Source organism: Nakamurella sp. A5-74 (genome assembly GCF_040438885.1).
Lineage (GTDB): Bacteria > Actinomycetota > Actinomycetes > Mycobacteriales > Nakamurellaceae > Nakamurella.
The window spans coordinates 3,740,737-3,760,330 of sequence record NZ_CP159218.1 but is presented as its reverse complement, the minus strand read 5'-3'; the positions used below and the strand labels follow the sequence as shown (position 1 = coordinate 3,760,330).

Below are 19,594 nucleotides of genomic sequence, written 5' to 3'. Positions count from 1 at the left end.
ACGCCGCGAGGCTGAATTGGTCTGTTGCGCCCATTTGCCGCGCCCGAACGGGTTCCCAATGGTCTCGTAAGGGTTACGCCAGCAGAATTCTGGCTACAATCTCGCTCTGAGTGGTTGTCCGCTGCTAGATTCATGTTCACCTAGTCCGAATGAGCACTTAGTGTCGGTGGATCGACACTCTCGGTCACCGATTGACGCCGAGGTCGGTGAGTGCGACGGAATCCGGTGCCGCGCCAAGGCGGCTCGGCCAGCATCACAACCTCGAGGAGAGCAGTGAACGTGTCGGTGGACGTCCGTGTTGTGAGCGCCCCCGTGTCCCGGGTCGCCGCATGAGGACGAGCACCGGATCGGGTGCGCTGTCCATCGCGCTGGTCGGTACCCGCGGGGTGCCTGCGCGCTACGGCGGCTTCGAGACCTGTGTCGAGGAGGTCGGCCGACGGCTGGCCGATCGTGGACACCGCGTCGTCGTGTACTGCCGCTCCGCGGGGGACGCCGAGCGTCCGGCGGAGTATCTCGGTATGCAGCTCGTGCATCGACCTGCCATGCGCAAGCGCAGCCTGGAGACACTCAGCCACACGGCGCTGTCGGTTGCGCACCTGGCCCGCCACCGGGTCGACGCGGCCGTGGTCTTCAATGCCGCCAACGCGCCGTTCCTACCGGTGCTCCGGGCCGCCCGCATCCCGGTCGCCACCCACGTCGACGGCCTGGAGTGGAAGCGGACCAAGTGGAGTGGCGCCGGCCAGCGCTATTACCAGGGCGTCGAGAAGTTGTCCGTCCGCTGGTCCGATGCGCTCATCGCGGACGCCACCGGGATCGCCGAGTACTACCGCAACACGTTCGGTGCGCGCACCGAGCTGATCGCCTACGGCGCACCCCGCACGGCCGGAACGAGCACCGAACGCCTCGCCGAGCTCGATCTCGAGGCCGGCCGCTACCACCTGGTGGTGGCTCGGTTCGAGCCGGAGAACCACGTCCTGGAGATCGTCCAGGGTTACGTGGCCTCCGACGCGACGATGCCCCTGGTGGTGGTCGGATCCGCGCCCTACTCCGACGCGTACACCGCGGCGATCTCCGCGGCCGCCGATCCGCGGGTGCGGTTGCTGGGAGGCGTCTGGGACGCCGAACTGCTCGACCAGCTGTACGTCGGCGCCCACACCTACCTGCACGGACATTCCGTCGGCGGGACGAACCCGTCGCTCTTGCGCGCGATCGGCGCGGGCACCGCGACGACCGCCTTCGACGTGAACTTCAACCGTGAGGTCCTCGGCGACTCAGGCGTGTACTTCGCAGGCCCCGCCGACGTCGCAGCGCACCTGCGTCGCGCGGAGACCGACACCGATGACGTGGCCCGTCGCAGCGCGGCCGCGCTCGATCGGGCAAGCCACTACGACTGGGACGACGTGACTGACAAGTACGAGGACCTCTGCCGCCGACTGGCGGCCCGCCGGACCACCCGGGCGCAGGTGACGGCATGACGATCTCCACCGATCAGCAGGGGTCCCGCTCCCAGACCCCGCTGTCGCACCGCGCCGTGGTCGCACAGCTGGCCGGCGCACAGAAGAGCGCCAAGGGAGCTCCCGCCTACTCGCGCTTCGTCAACCGTCCGCTGGGGCGGCAGTTCGCGGCGCTGGCCTTCCGGGCCGGCCGCACCCCCAATCAGGTGACGGTGCTGAGCGGGGTGCTCAGCTTCGCCGGCATTGCGACCATCGCGCTGGTGTCGCCCTCCTGGTGGTCCGGGCTGCTCGTCGGCGTGCTGCTGGTGCTCGGCTATGCGCTGGACGCGGCGGACGGTCAGCTCGCCCGACTGCGCGGCGGTGGCAGCTATGCGGGCGAGTGGCTCGACCACATGGTCGATGCGGCGAAGATCGTCTGCCTGCACCTCGCGGTGCTGATCGGCCTGTACCGATTCACCGACCTCGCCGGATCCGGCTGGCTCCTGGTGCCGGTCGGGTTCACCGTCGTCGCCTGCGTCAGCTTCTTCGGGATGATCCTGAACGATCAGCTGCGCCGCGGACTGGCGGCCGCCACCGGGGTGACCGTCGATCGCGGGCACACTTCGCCGCTGCGCTCGTTGCTGGTGATCCCGACGGACTACGGCTTGCTCTGCGTCGTGTTCCTCACCTTCGGCCTGACCGACGTCTTCTTCCCCGTCTACACCTTCCTGGCCGCGTACTCGGCCCTGTATCTCGGCGCGGCAGCGGTCAAGTGGTACCGCGAGATGTCGCGGCTCACTCCTGGAAAGGCCGTGTCGTGAACCGCCCCCGCACTACCTCGCTGATGTCGCTCGCGCTGCGGTCGGCCCTCACTCGTGCCGTTCCCGCGGCAGTTCTGCTGGCCGTGGTCGCGGGTTGCACGTCGACGCCGGCCGCTCCCGGTCAGTCCTCGGCCATCTCGGCGGGGTCGACGGCATCGACCACGACGACCGGCAGCGCCGGTCCCACCGAGAGCACCGGCAGCGCCGGTCCCACCGAGAGCACCGGCAGCGCCCGTCCCACCGAGAGCACCGGCAGCGCCCGTCCCACCGAGAGCACCGGCAGCGCCCGTCCCACCGAGAGCACCGGCAGCGCCCGTCCCACCGAGAGCACCGGCAGCGCCCGTCCCACCGAGAGCACCGGCAGCGCCGGTCCCACCGAGAGCACCGGCAGCTCGGCGGCCGATCCGTCGGCGACCGACCGGACCACCGCATCCGGCGGCTCACGGTCCTCCACTGCCGGGGGCTCGACGAGCGGCACCGGTTCTTCGGTCGACACGACCGGGAAGTCCGGAACCGCGACGGATCCGGGCAGCTACTCCGGCGGCTCCGCGACCGACACTGCCGTTCCGACCACCTCGCTCCCGCCGGCGGCGACCACCAAGGTCCCCGCGCCGGGCAGCGGCAACATCAACCAGACCGTGCCGAGCGTGGCCGAGACCACCGCACCCAGCCGCCAGTTGACCCAGACCGCCGAGTTCGGCGGGAAGGTCACTGCGCAGATCGTGTCGCTCAAGGCGGTCACCGGCGTGGCCAACGGCCCCGGCGAGATCGCCGGTCCTGCCTTGTCCGTCACCCTCAGGGTGACCAACGGCTCCACGAAGGCGATCGTCCTCGACGGGGTCGGCGTCACCCTCACCGATTCCACCGGGGGCCCGACCTCAACGCTCGCCGGACCGCCCTCCGCCCCGTTCACCGGCACGCTCGCCGCCGGCGACAACGCCACCGGCAGCTATGTCTTCACGATCGCCGCCGACAAGCGGCGGCCGATCAAGTTGTCCCTGAGCTACAGCACCGAAGCACCGACCGTTGTCTTCGCCGGCAACGCACCCTGACCCACTCCTTCTCACCCCGGGACCATCGATGTCGTCGTTCACTCGCTTGCGCCGCACCCTGTCAAGTCTCAGCTCCGGCGCCCTCGTCGTCAGCGCTGTGATCGTCGCGCCGGTGGCGGTGACCCTGGCGACCGCTTCGAGCGCGTCCGCCGACGTGTCACCGATCGCCCCGGAGCAGTCGCAGCTGGCCACGGCCGATGCGCTGCCCACTGCCCAGATCAACGGGGTCGCCTGGACCCAGGCGCTGACCGGCAACACGGTCTTCGTGGGCGGCAGCTTCAGCACCGCCCGGCCGGCCGGAGCCGCTCCCGGCAGCCAGCAGGTGACGCGCAACAACCTGATGTCCTACACCCTGTCCACCGGCGTGATGACGTCGTGGGCTCCGGTGCTCGACGGCCAGGTGCGCGCGATGGCGATCTCACCGGACGGGACGAAACTGTTCGTCGGCGGTGACTTCAACAATGCCAGCGGCCAGGTACGGAGCAAGATCGCCGCCTACTCAACCTCGACGGGGGCGCTGCTGACGACGTTCGCGCCGTCGTTCTCCGGCTCGGTGCGCTCGCTCGTCGCCACCAACACCACCGTCTATGCCGGCGGCGACTTCACCAAGGTCAACGGCAACTGGCGGCTGCGGCTCGCCGCGATCCGCATCTCGGACGGCGCGCTGCTCGGCTGGAGCCCGCAGGCCGAGCGGGTGGTCACCGCGCTGGCGATCTCCACCGACACCACCAGGGTGATCGCCGGTGGTCAGTTCACCACCATCAACACCGCAGCGTCCTACGGCCTCGCGGAGATCGACGCGAGCAGCGGTGCGCTGCTGCCCACGAACATCGACCAGACCGTGCGGGTCGCCGGCCCGAACGCCGCCATCACCTCGCTGAAGGTCAGCGGCGACTTCGTCTACGGCAGCGCATTCACCTTCGGTACCGGCGGAAACCTCGAGGGCATGTTCAAGCTCGACGTCGCCACCGGCAACGTGGTCCTGCTCGAGGACTGCCACGGCGACACCTACGACATCGCGCCGATCGGTTCGATCATCTACACCGTCAGCCACGCCCACTACTGCAGCACCGTCGGCGCCTTCCCGCAGTCGGATCCGTGGGCGACGAACATGCGGCACGCGCTGGCGTTCACCGACCAGGTCACCGGCACCCTCGGCCACAACATCTACGGCAGCTACACCGACTGGTTCGGCACCCCGAGTCCGTCGATGCACCAGTGGTTCCCGGACATGACGAACGGAACCGCTTCCGGGCAGTCCCAGGCTGCCTGGTCGGTCACCGGCAACTCCGGTTACGTGGTGCTCGCCGGCGAGTTCCCCACCGTCAATGGTTCCGGTCAGCAGGGCCTGGTGCGCTTCCAGCCGAGGGCCACCGCAGCCGCCAAGACCCAGGGCCCACGGCTCTACGGCTCCACCTGGCCGCTGCGCCTCACCGCGCAGGGCGGCACCCGGGTGCGCATCGCCTGGGAGGCCAACTGGGACCGCGACAGCCGCAAGCTCACCTACACCCTCTCGCGCAACGGGACGGTCATCTCGACCCAGCAGCTCGACTCGAGCTTCTGGGAACTGCCGGCGATGATCTTCACGGACACCAACCTCACACCCGGTCAGACCTACACCTACCGGGTCACCGCGACGGATGCCGACGGCAATCTGCAGCGCACCGACATCGTGCCGATCACCACGCCGACGACGGGCGGCTGGAGCAACTACGCCCAGTCGGTCGTCGACGACGGTGCCTCCCTCTACTACCGCCTGGGTGACAGCTCGACGAGCGCCGAGGTCGACTACGCGGGGCTGAACGACGGCGCCGTCACCGGGGTCACCCGCGGGACCTCCGGCGCCATCGCCGGTGACAGCGATGCTTCCAGCACCTTCACCGGCAACGGCGGTTCGATGATCGCCTCGTCGAAGCAGCTCACCGGACCCAACGTGTTCACCACCGAGGCCTGGGTGCGGACGACCTCGACCTCCGGTGGCAAGATCATCGGGTTCGGCAACTCCGCGACGGGCGACTCGAGCGGCTACGACCGTCACACCTACATGGACAACGCCGGGCACATCTTCTTCGGCGTCTACCCGAACACGGTGGCGGTCCTCTCTTCGCCCGATACCTACAACGACGGTCAGTGGCACCAGATCGTCTCCTCGCTCGGGGCGGGCGGCATGCAGCTGTGGATCGACGGTCGGCTGATCGCGAGCAGGGCTGACGTCACGTCCGGTCAGGAGTACGGCGGGTACTGGCGGGTCGGTGGGGACAACCTCGGTGGGTGGCCCAACCAGCCGGGCAGCAACTACCTCGCGGGCGACATCGACGAAGTCTCCGTCTACCCGACGGTGCTGAACAAACTGACCGTGCAGAAGCACTTCACCCAGGCCGGTGGCTCGCTGCCGACCGCGCCCGCCGATGCCTATGGCGCCGCGGTGTTCAACGACTCGCCGTCGCTGTACTGGCGGCTCGGTGACGCGGCCGGTGCGACCGTCGCCGACGCGAGTGGCAATGCGGATCCGGGCGTCGTGTCCGGTGGTGTGACGTTCGGGCGTCCCGGCGCCCTCGACCTGAACAACACTGCAGTGGCCACCGACGGCACCAACGGTGTCGTCGCCTCCAGCAAGGCGTTCAGCAACCCGACCACCTACTCCGAGGAGTTGTGGTTCAACACCACCACCACGAACGGTGGCAAGTTGATCGGCTTCGGAGACCAGCAGAGCGCATCGTCCAACAACTACGACCGCCATGTCTGGATGCAGAACGACGGCACGCTGGTGTTCGGTACCTACACAGGTGACCTGAACACGATCACCAGCCCCGCTTCCTACAACGACGGGACCTGGCACCACATGGTCGCCACCCAGGGCGGCGACGGTATGAAGCTGTACGTCGACGGCGCACTGGTCGGCACCCACCCGCAGACCGGCGCCCAGTCGTACACCGGGTACTGGCGGATCGGCGGCGATCCGGTCTGGTTCGGCTCGAACAGCTGGTACTTCGCCGGCGACATCGACGAGGTCGCGGTCTACCCGAGCGTGCTGTCGGCGAGCGCGGTCGCGCAGCACCACAGCCTCGGTGCAGCCGTGAACCAGCTGCCGACGGCGTCCTTCACGTCCTCTTCGGTGAATCTCGCGGTGTCGGTCGATGGGTCGGGTTCGACGGATCCGGACGGCACTGTGGCCTCCTACTCCTGGAACTGGGGTGACGGTTCCGCCGACACCACCGGGACGTCGGCGACGGCGACGCACACCTACGCCGCTGCGGGTACCAAATCGGTGACGTTGACGGTGACCGACAACCGCGGTGGGAAGTCGACCGCGGTGTCCAAGGACGTGACGGTGACGGCGGCGAACCAGCTGCCGACGGCGTCCTTCACCTCGTCGTCCGCCGATCTGGTCGCGTCGGTCGACGGCTCCGACTCGTCGGATCCGGACGGCACTGTGGCCTCCTACTCCTGGAACTGGGGTGACGGTTCCGCCGACACCACCGGGACGTCGGCGACGGCGACGCACACCTACGCCGCTGCCGGTACGTACACGGTGACGTTGACGGTGACGGACGATCGTGGTGGGAAGTCCACCCCGGTGTCGAAGCAGGTGACGGTGTCGGCTGCGAACCAGGTGCCGACGGCGTCGTTCACGGCGTCGTCCGCGAACCTGGTCGCCTCGGTGGACGGTTCCGGTTCCTCGGATCCGGACGGCACCGTGGCGGGTTACAGCTGGAAGTGGGGCGACACGTCGGCGGACACCACTGGTGCGTCGGCGACGGCGACGCACACCTACACCGCTGCCGGTACGTACACGGTGACGTTGACGGTGACGGACGATCGTGGTGGGAAGTCCACCCCGGTGTCGAAGCAGGTGACGGTGTCGGCTGCGAACCAGGTGCCGACGGCGTCGTTCACGGCGTCGTCCGCGAACCTGGTCGCCTCGGTGGACGGTTCCGGTTCCTCGGATCCGGACGGCACCGTCGCGAGCTACAGCTGGAACTGGGGAGACACCACGCCCGCCGGCTCCGGCGCGACGGCGACGCACACCTACGCCGCTGCCGGTACGTACACGGTGACGTTGACGGTGACGGACGATCGTGGTGGGAAGTCCACCCCGGTGTCGAAGCAGGTGACGGTGTCGGCTGCGAACCAGGTGCCGACGGCGTCGTTCACGGCGTCGTCCGCGAACCTGGTCGCCTCGGTGGACGGTTCCGGTTCCTCGGATCCGGACGGCACCGTCGCGAGCTACAGCTGGAACTGGGGAGACACCACGCCCGCCGGCTCCGGCGCGACGGCGACGCACACCTACACCGCTGCCGGTACGTACACGGTGACGTTGACGGTGACCGACGATCGTGGTGGGAAGTCCACCCCGGTGTCGAAGCAGGTGACGGTGTCGGCTGCGAACCAGCTGCCGACGGCGTCGTTCACGTCGTCGTCCGCGAACCTGGTCGCCTCGGTGGACGGTTCCGGTTCCTCGGATCCGGACGGCACCGTGGCGGGTTACAGCTGGAAGTGGGGCGACACGTCGGCGGACACCACTGGTGCGTCCGCGACGGCGACGCACACCTACACCGCTGCCGGTACGTACACGGTGACGTTGACGGTGACGGACAACAAGGGCGGGAAGTCCGCTGCGGTGTCCAAGCAGGTCACGGTCACCGCTCCGGCGGGACCGGTCGTCGTCGCGCAGGACACCTTCACCCGCACCGTCACCAACTCCTGGGGTACGGCGGAGACGGGTGGGGCATGGACGGCGAGCAACGCCTCGCAGGTCTCGGTCGGCTCCGGCGTCGGCGTCATCCGGATCATCACCAAGGGCACCGGCCCGACCATGTCGTTGAACGCACTCAGCGCGCAGGGCCTCAGCGGCGCGTTCGAGTTCTCCGGCGACAAGGTCGCGACCGGCGGCGGTACCTACATCACGGCCATGGTGCGTCGCAGCGCGGCCGGTGACTACCGGGTCAAGGTCCGGTTGGTCGCCGACAACACCATCCAGCTCTCGGTCGGCCGGCTGCTCGGCAGCACCGAGTCCGCGTTCCAGACGATCACGGTCCCGGGAGTCACCTACACCCCGGGCGCCAGGATCAAGGTCTCGTTCGAGGTGACGAACAGCAGTGCCACCGTCACCACGCTGCGGGCGAAGGCCTGGTCGGCTGCCGGCACCGAGCCTGCTGCCTGGCAGGTGAGCGGGACGGACTCGTCCGCCGGACTGCAGACCGCGGGGTCGCTGCAGCTGCAGACGTACATGTCGGGTACGTCGACGAATGCGCCGCTGGCGCTGTCCTTCGACAACCTCGTCGTGCGCCGGTTGCCTGCCTGATCGTCGTTCGCCGCTGCGCCCCCCTCGACCGTCCCCGGACGTCCGAGGGGGGCGCAGTGCGTTGCCCGAACGGATCACCCCCGGTGGACGATCTTCCCGAATCCTGCATTTCGGCTCCAGGACGAGGGACCTGACCACGCTGGGAAGGTCGAGTGGCCACAGACGACACCCGTTCGGGTGATTCAATGACGGATCGCACGAATTTCGTTGCCGCTTGGCCGCCAAATGGCTACTCTGAGTATCAGTCAGGGGTGCGACAGAGGCCGTGTGGGTGTCTGTCGAACTCCGTTCATCACGCAAAGTGATTTCCTACTCAAAGTCTGCTGTTCGAGGAGCAAGTCGATGTTCGGTACCGGCCGTCGTGTCACCGCAATCGTTGCTGCCGCTGCCCTCGTGGCGGGGAGCCTGACCGCCCTGCTCGCAGCTCCGGTCGCAGCGGCGCCGGCGGCCCCGGTTGAGGCGGATTCGTCGATCTACACGACCGATGCCCTGCCGACCACCCAGATGGACGGGGTGGCCTGGACGCAGGTGATCGTCGGGAACACCGTCTTCGTCGGCGGCAATTTCGCCAACGCCCGTCCGGCCGGCGCTGCCGCCGGGGTGAACACCACCCCCCGCGGCAACTTCCTCGCCTACTCGCTCAGCACCGGCGTGCTGAACACGTCCTGGGCCCCGTCCTTCAACGGTCAGGTCCGCACGATCGCCGTCTCCGGCGACGGCGCGACGCTCTACGTCGGCGGCGACTTCACCGCCGTCGACGGTGTCGCCCGCAGCCGCGTCGCCGCCTTCGACATCGCCACCCGTCAGCTCAAGGCCAACTTCGCGCCGGAGGTCAACAACTCCGTGCGGGCGATCGTGGTCAACGGCTCCACCGTCTACCTCGGCGGTGACTTCACCAAGATCAACGGCATCTGGCGTCTTCGGCTGGGTGCGGTTGCCGCCGTCAACGGCGTCGTCAACGGCTGGAACCCGCAGGCCGAGCGGGTGGTCACCTCACTGCTCGTGGCTCCGGGCGGTTCCAAGATGGTCGTGGCCGGCCAGTTCCAGTACCTCAACAGCACCGTGCTCGCCGAGGGGATGGGGGCCGTCGACCTGTCAACCGGTGCCGCCCTGCCGTGGAACGACGGCATCATCTCCTACGGTCCCAACGACGGTTTCACCGACCTGGCCACCGACGGCACGTCGGTCTTCGCGACCTCCTTCCAGTACGGCGCGCCCCCCGGGACCTCCCAGCACCAGTTCGAGGGCACCGTGAAGCTCAACTCGACCGATGGTTCGATCGCCTGGATGGAGGACTGCCACGGTGACTCCTACAGCACCTATGCCACCAGGACAGCTGTCTACACGGTCAGCCACATGCACGACTGCAAGACGGTCGGCGGCTTCCCGGAGATCACCCAGGCCACCGCTGACTCGGTGCACCTCGGCGACAGGTGGCAGCGGGCGATGGCCTTCACCAACGCGACCACCGGGACCCTCGACACCAACACGAACACCAACTACAAGAACTGGGCCGGGACCCCGAGCCCGTCGATCGTCGCGTTCAGCCCGTTCCTGCAGTCCGGCACGTTCACCGGCCAGTCCCAGGCCGCATGGACCCTCACGGGCAACAGCCAGTACCTGGTGATGGGCGGCGAGTTCCCCGCGGTCAACGCCAACGCGCAGCAGGGCCTCGTCCGGTTCGCGGTGCCGTCGATCGCTCCCAAGAAGCAAGGCCCCCGGATGTCGACGGCCCAGTCGTGGACGCCGACGGCGACCGCTCTCGACGGTGGCCGGGTCAAGGTCACCATTCCCGCCAACTGGGACCGCGACGACCAGACCCTGACCTACCAGCTCCGCCGCGCAGGCGTCACCACCGTGCTGGACCAGGTCACGGCGGGCAGCCAGTGGTGGAACCGTCCGACGGTGACCCTGATCGATCGCAGTGGGGTGGCCGGAGCGGCGAGCTACACCGTCGTGGCTGTGGACGCCGACGGCAATTCCGCATCGAGCGGTGCCGTGGCTGCGAACGTCGCTGCTGCGAGCAGCTACGCGACCGGCGTGCTCGCCGACCAGGCGTCGCTCTATCTGCGACTGGCCGAGACGAGCGGTACCAAGGTCGTCAACGCAACCGGTGGCGCCGACGCGACGATCTCGGGCACCGTGACCCGCGACGTGGCGGGAGCGATCGTCGGCGACGCGGACAAGGCGTACACCTTCGCCGGTGCCCAGGTCTGGAGCGCCCCCACGACCATTGCGCCCACCAACGCCTACAGCCTCGAGGTGTGGGTGAAGTCGACCAGCACGCTCGGCGGCAGCATCGCGAGCTTCGGGACCGGGACGAACGCCGTCTCCGCCACCGTTGCCCGCGTGCTGTACTTCGACACCAGCGGTCGGATCCACTTCGGTACGACCGACGGCACCACGAAGAGCCAGGTCGCGAGCACGGCGGCCTACGGCGACGACAAGTTCCACCACATCGTCGCCACCCAGGGGCCGGCCGGGACGACCCTCTTCGTCGACGGCGTCCAGGTTGCCCAGCGGGCCGATCTCACCACCGGCATGTCGTTGTCCGGCTACTGGCGGATGGGCGCCGAGAATCTGACCGGCTGGCCGTCGGCCCCGGCCCGCAACTACCTGACCGGCACCTTCGACGAGTTCGCCACCTACCCGACGGCGCTCAGCGCTCGCACGGTCGCCCAGCACGCCAAGGACGGCGGGATCGTGCTCGCGGTCCCGAACACCCCGCCGACCGCCGGCATCACCGCCACCGCCAGCGGTCTCACCGCGTCCGTCGACGGCAGCACCAGCACGGATCCGGACGGCACGATCGCCACGTACTCCTACAACTGGGGTGACGGCGCCGCCGCCACCACGGGGAGCGCAGCGACGGCCACCCACACCTACGCAGCCGCTGGCACCTACACCGTCACGCTGACCGTCACCGACAACGACGGTGCGACCGCGACCGGATCCACCTCTGTCTCAGTGGTGAAGCCGAATGCCGCGCCGGTCGCCGCCTTCACCTCGTCGGCCGCGGGTCTGGTGGCCTCGGTGGACGGCAGCACCAGCACTGACAGCGACGGCACCATTGCGTCGTACACCTGGAAGTGGGGCGACGGCTCCGCGGACACCACGGGTGCCGCAGCCACCGCCACCCATACGTACCCGGCGACCGGTGGTCACACCGTCACGCTCATCGCCACCGACGACAAGGGCGCCACCGACACGGTCACCGGAACGGTCTCGGTCCAGGCCAGCAGCGCCGAGGTCGCCACCGACACCTTCGGCCGGACGGTCGCCTCCGGCTGGGGCAGCGCCGAACTCGGTGGCGCCTGGACCCTCGTCGGCAGCGCGGCGCGGTTCAGCACCGACGGTTCCACCGGAAAGATGCGGGTGGCTGCGGCGGCCAGCGGGCTGTCGGCCTACCTCGACTCGGTCAGCGCTGCCGATGTCACGGCCACCGTCGACGTGCAATTGGACAAGACGCTCATCGCACCGACGCTCATCTCGAGCGACGTGCGACGCAACGCCACCGGTTCCTATCGGGTGAAGGCTCGCATCGCCGCGGACGGCAGCGTCCAGTTGAGTACAGTCCGGGTGGTGAACGGCGCCGAGACGAACCTGAAGACAGTCACCGCCGCGGGCCTGACGGTCGCGCAGACCGACATCCTGCGGCTGTCGGCGACGGTCAACGGGAGCACGGTCTCCGGATCGGTCTGGAAGGTCGGCGGCACCGCGCCGACCACCCCGCAGGTCTCCTCGGTCGACACCGTGGTCACTGGCGCCGGCTCGGTCGGACTGGTCACCTACCTGTCGTCGACCGCGACCAATGCGCCGATCGCCTTCGCGTTCGCCAACTACCGGGTGGTGAAGGTCGGCTGAGCAGGCTCCCCGACTCGAGCGCTGAGCGGGTTCCCGACGACGAGGCCGAACCGCCCCCCGCGCCGGCCGGGGACGGGCTCGGTACCACCGCCTCCAGGGGCGCCGCCGTCACCCTTGCCGCGCAGGGCGTCCGGTTGGTGCTCCAGGTCGGTTCACTGGTGGTGCTCGCCCGTCTGCTCACCCCGGCGCAGTTCGGTCTCGTCGCGATGGTCACGGCGATCACCGGGATCGCCGAGATCCTGCGCGACTTCGGCCTCAGCTCCGCGGCCATCCAGGCGAAGAACATCAATCACGCAGAACGGTCGAACCTGTTCTGGGTAAATGTCGGCATCGGCACGGTGGCGGCAGCGGTCGCCGCCGCGCTGAGCGGCCCGATCGGCGCATGGTACGGCCAGCCGGAGATCCCGGCGATCGTGCTGGTGCTCGCGCCGTTGATGATCGTCAGCGGGGCCACCACCCAGTTCCGCGCCGACCTGTCCAGGTCCATGCGTTTCACCGCGCTCGCCCGGACCGACATCACCGCCCAGGTGGCGAGCATCGTGGTCGCGATCGTCGCGGCCGCTCTCGGCGCCGGCTACTGGGCGATCGTCGCGCAGCAGGGCGCCTTCGTGATCACCACGTTCGTGATGTCCGCAGCCCAGTCGCGGTTGCGCCCCCGGTGGTACCGCCGGGGGGTTTCGCTGCGACGGTTCTTCCGCTTCGGGGGCGGCCTGCTCGGCATGCAGTTGCTGGGCTACACCACCAACAACGTCGACACTGCAGCGCTCGGCGCGGTCTGGGGACCGAGCCAGGTCGGCATCTACGGCCGGGCCTACCAACTGTTGATCGTCCCGCTCAACCAGGTGGCCAACGCGCTGCTGCGGGTGATGCTGCCGGTGCTGTCGAAGGTGCAGGACGACGACGAGCGGTTCCTGGCCTATGTCCGCCGGGCACAACTGATCTGTGGTTACGGCTTCGGTGGTGCGTTCTCCCTGGCGGCCGGCCTGGCTGGCCCGTTGGTCGCCGTTCTGTTCGGTCCCGGCTGGGACGGGGTCGCACCGGTGTTCGCCATCCTCGCGATCGGCGGGGTGTTCCGCGGCCTCGCCCAGGTGACGTACTGGATCACCCTGGCCAAGGGCCTCACCGGCAGCCAGTTGCGGTTCTATCTGATGGCCAGGCCCTTCATGATCCTGTGCCTGCTCGCCGGACTGCCGTGGGGCGCGGTCGGGGTCGCCGTAGGTCACACGGTGGCCTTCAGCGTCGAATGGCTGGCGTCGTTCTGGTGGGTCGGCCGCGCCTCCGGGCTGTCGATCTGGCCGTTGGCCGGCCGTGCGGTGCGGATCATCGGGCTCGTCTGTCTGCCGGCCGGTGCCGCCGCCTATGCAGGCACTCTGCTGCCGCTGCCGGCCGGGCTGCAGCTGCTCGCCGGGATCGTCTGTGCCACAGTCCTTCTGGCGGTCGTCATGACCGTGTCACGTCGCGAACGCGCCGACCTGAAGGAGATGCTCGAGTTCGGTCGTCGGGCTGTGAAGAAGGGGGCATCGTGACGTACGACGAGTCCGACGCACGCCCGGCGGTGGGCATCTGGCGGTCGAGTTGGTTGCCCGCTTCCGAGACCTTCGTCGCGCACCAGACGGACGCGCTGCGTCGCTGGCGGCCGTTCCGGATCGGCCTGCGAGCGCTGGCAGACGGGCTGCCGGTGACCCCCGATCTGGCGCCGTTCGGCCCCGACCTGCTGGGACGTGTCCGGCACCGGATCAGCCGGGCCACCGGCTATCGATTCCCCTACGACCGCTGGCTGTCCCGGCACCGGATCTCGTTGTTGCACGCCCACTTCGGGCCGGGCGGGGTGAAGGTGCTGCCGATCGCGCGGCGGACCGGGATCCCGCTGCTGGTCACGTTCCACGGATTCGACGTCACCGCTGCGGCTTTCGCCCGCGATGCTGCCGGACAGCGCTACCGGGCGGAGCTCACCGACCTGTTCGCCGGTGCCCGCGGTCTGATCGCGGTGAGCGAGTTCGTCCGCGAGCAGCTGCTGGCGCTGGGTGCCCCCGCGGAGAAGATCCGGGTGTTGCCGATCGGCATCCCGCTGGCCGGATCCCCTGCGGCGCAACGCCCCGAGCATCCCGTCGTCACCTATGTCGGCCGACTGATCGAACGCAAAGGTGCCGATCACCTGCTGCAGGCGGTCGATCTGCTGCCCGAGCCGCTGCGGTCAGGCACCCGGGTACGGATCGTCGGGTTCGGGCCACTGGAGCCCCGGTTGCGTGAGCTCGCGACGAGCACCGGCCTGCAGGTCGAGTTCCTCGGACGCCGCACCCCTGCCGAGGTGGCCGCAGATCTGGCGTCCTCCACCGTGTTCAGCGGGCCGTCGCGGTCGATCGGCGACGAGGCCGAGGGTTTCGGCCTGGTGTACCTGGAGGCGGCCGCCGCCGGACTGCCGGTCGTTGCCTATCGCCATGCCGGCGTCACCGAAGCCGTCGCCGACGGGGTGACGGGACTGCTCGCCGCGGAGGGCAACGTGCAGGAGCTGTCGGTCGCCCTGGCGCGGGTCCTGCAGGACGCCGCGCTGGCCTCGGCGCTGGGTACCGCCGGACGGGAGCGGGTGAACCGGGAGTTCGAGATCGGGGTCCGCACCGAAGCCCTGGAGGACTACTACGACGAGATGCGCGGGCGCGCAGACACCTGATCGCCCGGGACGCCGACGAGCTGTGGCGCCGGCCGGCTCCGCTGTCGCACCGACGGCAGCCGGCCTGACGCGATGAGCGCAAGCATCAGCCACAGCAGCGGACCGCAGGCGCTCTCGGTCCCGAGCGAGGAGAACGTCTGCGGCATGATCAGCACCACCAGGCCGGAGACGAGCACGCCCCGGAGGCGGTCGCTGCCGAGCGCGGAGAGCACCAGCGCCACCTGGGCGCCGAAGTAGATCAGCGTGGCGATCACCCCGATCCCGATGGCGTACATCAGGATCGAGCTCTCCAGCGACGTCTTCAGGCCGCCGAGTGCCGCCACCTTGAAGCTGGTGGTGATCCCGTCGCCGTAGACGATGAACTGGTTGATGGAGTCCAGGAAGAACAACGCTGCCCTGGTGCGGGCGTCGGTGGAACCGGAGTCGTTCGTCAGCCGGTCGGCCAGGCCGGTCACGAGGGGTGAGGCGAGGATGCCGGCGGCACCGGCAACGACCGCCGTGGTCAGCAGGACCTTCGCGCCGGCACCGGCCCTGGATCTGAAGATGACGTAGACGACGGTCACCGGGAGGATGAGGGCCGCTGTCCTGGACTGGGTGATGAGCACGCCGATGGCCATCAGGCCCAGCAGGCCCACCTGCAGGCTCGCCCGGCGCAGTCCGGCGACCAGCGGCGCCGAGGCGCAGAGCAGCATCGAGAGCACCAGCGGGTGGTCGGTGGTGCCCATCCATCGGTTCCACGAGTCGGTGAACCAGTAGTTCGTGTGATAGCGCCCGCTGAAGACGATCGTGCTCTTCAGCACGAACTGGGCGATCGCGATCAGCGACTGCACCGCGGCCACCGCCAACACGACGTTCCGCAACACGACCCGGGCGCTGCCCGCACGTCGGATCGCGACGGAGGCGAACCAGAACAACATGATCGGCCCGGTGATCTGGTCGGTCACCAACACCACGCCGGGTGGCTGGCTGCCCATCAGCGACATGATCGAGGCGGTGAGGATGACGAGCACCAGGGTCAGGTACAGCGGCCACCTGGCCGCGAACTCGCCCATCAGCTCGACCGGGCGGCGGATCAGCAGGACCACGAAACACGCCAGGATGAACCAGGTGGCCGGATGCAGGGCAAGCAGCCCCTCGCCGCGGCCGGTGAACAGCACCCCGGCCACTCCGGGGATGAAGACCCACAGCCCGAAACCACCGCAGGCCATCCACAACGGCCGGTCGTGCAGCAGCAGCGCGCCGCCGAGGCAGAGCAGGATCCAGATACCCATCAACACCGCAACTCACCTCCGGGGCACTGGCGTCCACTTGCTCCCGTCATGATGCGCCGGGTCGCGCATACTCCGTGCGGGTCCGACCGAACACACCCTCCAGCACCCCGCGGGCCGTCGCGAGATCGCAGCGCGCGGCGCCCCGGCGTCCGGCATCACGGCGGGCAGCTCCCATCGCGGACCCGATCACCCCCCGCACGGCACGGCGGACGCCGGTGACGACGAGTCGAAGCCGCGCCGGGAGCTGCTCCCGGCGACCGTCGGCCAGTGCCAGCGTGACGCGACTCCAGTCGTTGCCCGTCCTGCGGTGTCGACTGACGATCCAGCTCCGACGGGTCCTGGCGACCGGGACCACCTCGCGCACCACCGCCTCGCTCGTCCAGCGGATCTCGAGGCCCTGGTGTGTCATCGCCCTGGTGAGCATCGAGTCGCTGCCACCGGTGAGCCCGAACGCGTCGTCGAAGGCCAGCCCGCGATCGTCCAGCACCTCGCGGTCGATCAGCAGATTGTTGGTCGCGGCCCCCCGGATCCGAGCGCCGTGCGCATGGGGACGCGATTCGAAGGTCCCGCTGCCGCGCACCCATGCGTCCGGCTCCTGCTCGAAGACCGAGATCACCGGGCCGCTCACCGCGGCCGGCCGCCACTCCTGCATGGCCCGCACCAGAGCGGCCAGCCAGCCGGGATCCGGCCGCTCGTCGTCGTCAAGGAACGCCACCCAGGCGATTCCCCGCTCGCGGGCCGCCGCCAGCGATGCGTTGCGGGCGGCGGCGATCCCCGGTCGGGGCTCGTGGCGGTACGTGACGCCGGGGTGCAGGGCGATCTGATCCCGCGCGCAGGCGTCCGGATCGTTATCCACCACCACGATCGCGGCGGCCGGAGAGATCTCGGCAGCCGCGCGCTCCAGCAGCGGGAGCAGTGCCGCAAGGTCGGCCGGTCGACGGAACGTCGCGACCGTGAGCAGCACACGGGGGGTGGGCGCGGCGGGCATCCTTACAGTGTCGCTCACCCGCGAGCCGCGCGGCGTGCATCGCCCGACTCCGAGCCGACGACGATGTCACGACGTTGGTGTCGAGATGCGTGGAGAACCCGGACCCACACGCCCGGGCCGATATGCTGGGCCGATTGTTCAGGCGGCGCCCATCCGGGGCGCGGACCGCTGCGACGTGAGAACAGGGACGATGGACCTACAGACGTTCCTGAGGGCGATCCGGAAGTTCTGGTGGGGGATCGCCGTGCTCGCGGTGCTGGGGGCGGTCGGCGGCTTCGGCTACGCAGCCCAGGCGACCCCGGTCTACGCCAGCACGGTCACGTTCGTCGCCATCACCCATCCGACCTCCGAGTCGGCGAACCCGCTGGCCGGTGAGCAGTACGCGCAGCAGCGGGTGGCCACCTACGCCGACGTCATCTCCACGGATCGGCTCGCAGGTGCGGTGCTTGCGGCGGCCCCTGGCCTGGGTCTGACGCCGACCTACCTGACCCAGCACATCGCCGGCAGTGCCCGCGCCGACACGGTGCTGCTGACGGCCACCGTCGACGACGCGGACAAGGATCGCTCGCTGCAGATCGCCACCCTGGTCGCGAAGGTCTTCCCGGAGATGACCGATGCGATCGAGAGCGACAACGGCACCAGGCAGGCGCTGCTGTCGTTCGACGTGGTGGACGGTCCGACCCTGAACCCGGTGCCGATCAGCCCCCGGACCAAGCTGCTGATCGCCCTCGGGCTCGTGGCCGGCCTGATCCTCGGCATGGCCATCGGGCTGCTCCGCGAGGTGCTCGACAACAGCGTCCGGTCGATTGATCTGCTGCGTACCATCACCGACACGCCGGTCCTCGGCGTGGTCTTCCGGTCGGACCCGTCGGGCAAGGGTCCGGTCGTGATGGCCCAACGGGCCAGATCGGTGCAGGCGGAGGCGTACCGACAACTGCGCACCAACCTGCAGTTCGTCGACGTCGACCGGCCGGCATCGATCATCGTCGTCACCTCCTCGATGCCGAAGGAGGGCAAGTCGACCACCGCGACAAACCTGGCCCTGGCCTTCGCCGAGTCGGGTCGCCGGGTACTGCTGATCGATGCAGACCTGCGGCGCCCACGGATCGGTGAGTATCTCGGGCTGGAGGGCGCCGTCGGCCTGACCAACGTGCTCGCCGGCCAGGTGGTGTTCGGGGACGTCGCCCAGAACTGGGGGACCCAGGGTCTGGTGGTGCTGCCGTCCGGCTCGATCCCGCCGAACCCGTCCGAGTTGCTCGGGAGCAAGCAGATGGTCGACCTGCTCGCCCACCTGCGCACGCAGTACGACAACGTCGTCATCGACACCCCGCCGATCCTCCCGGTGACCGATGCCGCGGTGGTCGGCCGGTCCAGCGACGGGGTGGTGGTCGTGGTGCGCCACGGACATACCCGGCGGGCGGAGATCAAGAGGGCTGTCGGCATCCTGCGGGGCGTCGACGTGCGAGTGCTGGGCTGCGTGCTGAACGATGCCCCCACCAAGGGCGCCGATGCGCAGTTGCGCTACGGCGAGTACGGCTACCAACAGGAACCGGTGGCCCGGCCCGGCAGGCTGCGGCGTCTGCTGGGTCGGCTGCGCCCGGGGTCGCGGCGCGCGGCAGAGCGGGCCGAGTTCAGCCGCTCGGCGGGCGCGGCGACGGTGGGCGATGTGTTGGCCGCGGAGCTCTCGCTGCCGGACGTGCACGCGACCGGAGCCGGTCGGCACAGCGCCACCTGGGCCTCGGTGGTCAGGGAATCCGCCGAGGACGAGCGGACGGAGGACGCGGGAGCCGGCGTCCAACAGGACCCGACCACCGCAGACACCACGGAGACGCGGGTGGAGTCGGATGCCGCCGGGGCCGATGACGAACCCGCCGCGCCCGACTGGGACGCGCCCGTGATGCATCCTGTCGAGACTTCGGATCCTGCTGCCGAGGCTGCGGATCCCGCGGACACTCCGGACGACGACCCTGCGAGCCCGGCACCGGTCGGCGACGGGGATGTCCGGGAGGATGTCGAGGAGTCCCAGGACCGGGCGGCAGCACCCAACGGCGCCGCCCCGTCCGGCAACGGTGGTCACGGGGGAGCAGCAGGGCAGGCACGCGACGAGCGGGCGATCGCGAAGCAGCGCGCCCTCCTGCGTCGTCAGCGCAGCTGACGCTCGCTCGCTGGAGCCGCTGAGTCGGGCCGGTGTC

General features: G+C 69.4%; 11 protein-coding genes. 8 read left to right on the top strand and 3 right to left on the bottom strand.

Translation table 11 applies throughout. The annotated features are described in order from the left end of the window. Nucleotides 1-329 precede the first annotated feature (329 nt). Together ABLG96_RS17215 and ABLG96_RS17210 are read left to right on the top strand one after the other, a co-directional pair. Complete coding sequence (locus ABLG96_RS17215) at nt 330-1,475, top strand: DUF1972 domain-containing protein (protein WP_353648553.1); 1,146 nt, start codon at nt 330-332, stop codon at nt 1,473-1,475. After that, nucleotides 1,472-2,254: a CDP-alcohol phosphatidyltransferase family protein gene (locus ABLG96_RS17210; RefSeq protein ID WP_353648552.1), complete on the top strand. Its 783-nt coding sequence runs from the start codon at nt 1,472-1,474 to the stop codon at nt 2,252-2,254. The genes ABLG96_RS17215 and ABLG96_RS17210 overlap by 4 nt, the downstream gene beginning before the upstream one ends. Before the next feature lie 121 nt (nt 2,255-2,375). Here ABLG96_RS17210 and ABLG96_RS17205 read toward each other — a convergent pair whose 3' ends face one another. After that, nucleotides 2,376-2,750: a hypothetical protein gene (locus ABLG96_RS17205; RefSeq protein ID WP_353648551.1), complete on the bottom strand. Its 375-nt coding sequence runs from the start codon at nt 2,748-2,750 to the stop codon at nt 2,376-2,378. Nucleotides 2,751-2,901: 151 nt separating this feature from the next. Between ABLG96_RS17205 and ABLG96_RS17200 the strand changes: the two genes are divergently transcribed. The 5 genes from ABLG96_RS17200 to ABLG96_RS17180 all read left to right on the top strand — a co-directional run bounded on the left by ABLG96_RS17200 (nt 2,902) and on the right by ABLG96_RS17180 (nt 15,143). Beyond that, a complete protein-coding gene (locus ABLG96_RS17200; RefSeq protein WP_353648550.1) occupies nt 2,902-3,306 on the top strand; it encodes a hypothetical protein in 405 nt (134 codons plus the stop codon). A gap of 28 nt (nt 3,307-3,334) precedes the next feature. Further along, nucleotides 3,335-8,611 carry a PKD domain-containing protein gene (locus ABLG96_RS17195; RefSeq protein ID WP_353648549.1) on the top strand — a complete coding sequence of 1,759 codons (5,277 nt, stop codon included), beginning with the start codon at nt 3,335-3,337 and terminating at the stop codon, nt 8,609-8,611. Nucleotides 8,612-8,953: 342 nt separating this feature from the next. After that, the gene (locus ABLG96_RS17190; RefSeq protein WP_353648548.1) at nt 8,954-12,475 is read left to right on the top strand and encodes a PKD domain-containing protein; all 3,522 of its coding nucleotides are present in this window, start codon (nt 8,954-8,956) and stop codon (nt 12,473-12,475) included. Continuing rightward, nucleotides 12,472-14,001 carry a lipopolysaccharide biosynthesis protein gene (locus ABLG96_RS17185; protein ID WP_353651564.1) on the top strand — a complete coding sequence of 510 codons (1,530 nt, stop codon included), beginning with the start codon at nt 12,472-12,474 and terminating at the stop codon, nt 13,999-14,001. The genes ABLG96_RS17190 and ABLG96_RS17185 overlap by 4 nt, the downstream gene beginning before the upstream one ends. Continuing rightward, entirely contained in the window at nt 13,998-15,143 is a 1,146-nt protein-coding gene (locus ABLG96_RS17180; protein WP_353648547.1) for a glycosyltransferase, read from the top strand. The genes ABLG96_RS17185 and ABLG96_RS17180 overlap by 4 nt, the downstream gene beginning before the upstream one ends. Here ABLG96_RS17180 and ABLG96_RS17175 read toward each other — a convergent pair. Further along, nucleotides 15,110-16,414 carry a hypothetical protein gene (locus ABLG96_RS17175; RefSeq protein WP_353648546.1) on the bottom strand — a complete coding sequence of 435 codons (1,305 nt, stop codon included), beginning with the start codon at nt 16,412-16,414 and terminating at the stop codon, nt 15,110-15,112. The genes ABLG96_RS17180 and ABLG96_RS17175 overlap by 34 nt on opposite strands. 46 nt (nt 16,415-16,460) lie before the next feature. Next, nucleotides 16,461-17,402 carry a glycosyltransferase family 2 protein gene (locus ABLG96_RS17170; RefSeq protein WP_353648545.1) on the bottom strand — a complete coding sequence of 314 codons (942 nt, stop codon included), beginning with the start codon at nt 17,400-17,402 and terminating at the stop codon, nt 16,461-16,463. Nucleotides 17,403-17,592: 190 nt separating this feature from the next. Here ABLG96_RS17170 and ABLG96_RS17165 point away from each other — a divergent pair, with 190 nt between their 5' ends. Next, a complete protein-coding gene (locus ABLG96_RS17165; RefSeq protein ID WP_353648544.1) occupies nt 17,593-19,557 on the top strand; it encodes a polysaccharide biosynthesis tyrosine autokinase in 1,965 nt (654 codons plus the stop codon). Nucleotides 19,558-19,594 lie beyond the last annotated feature (37 nt).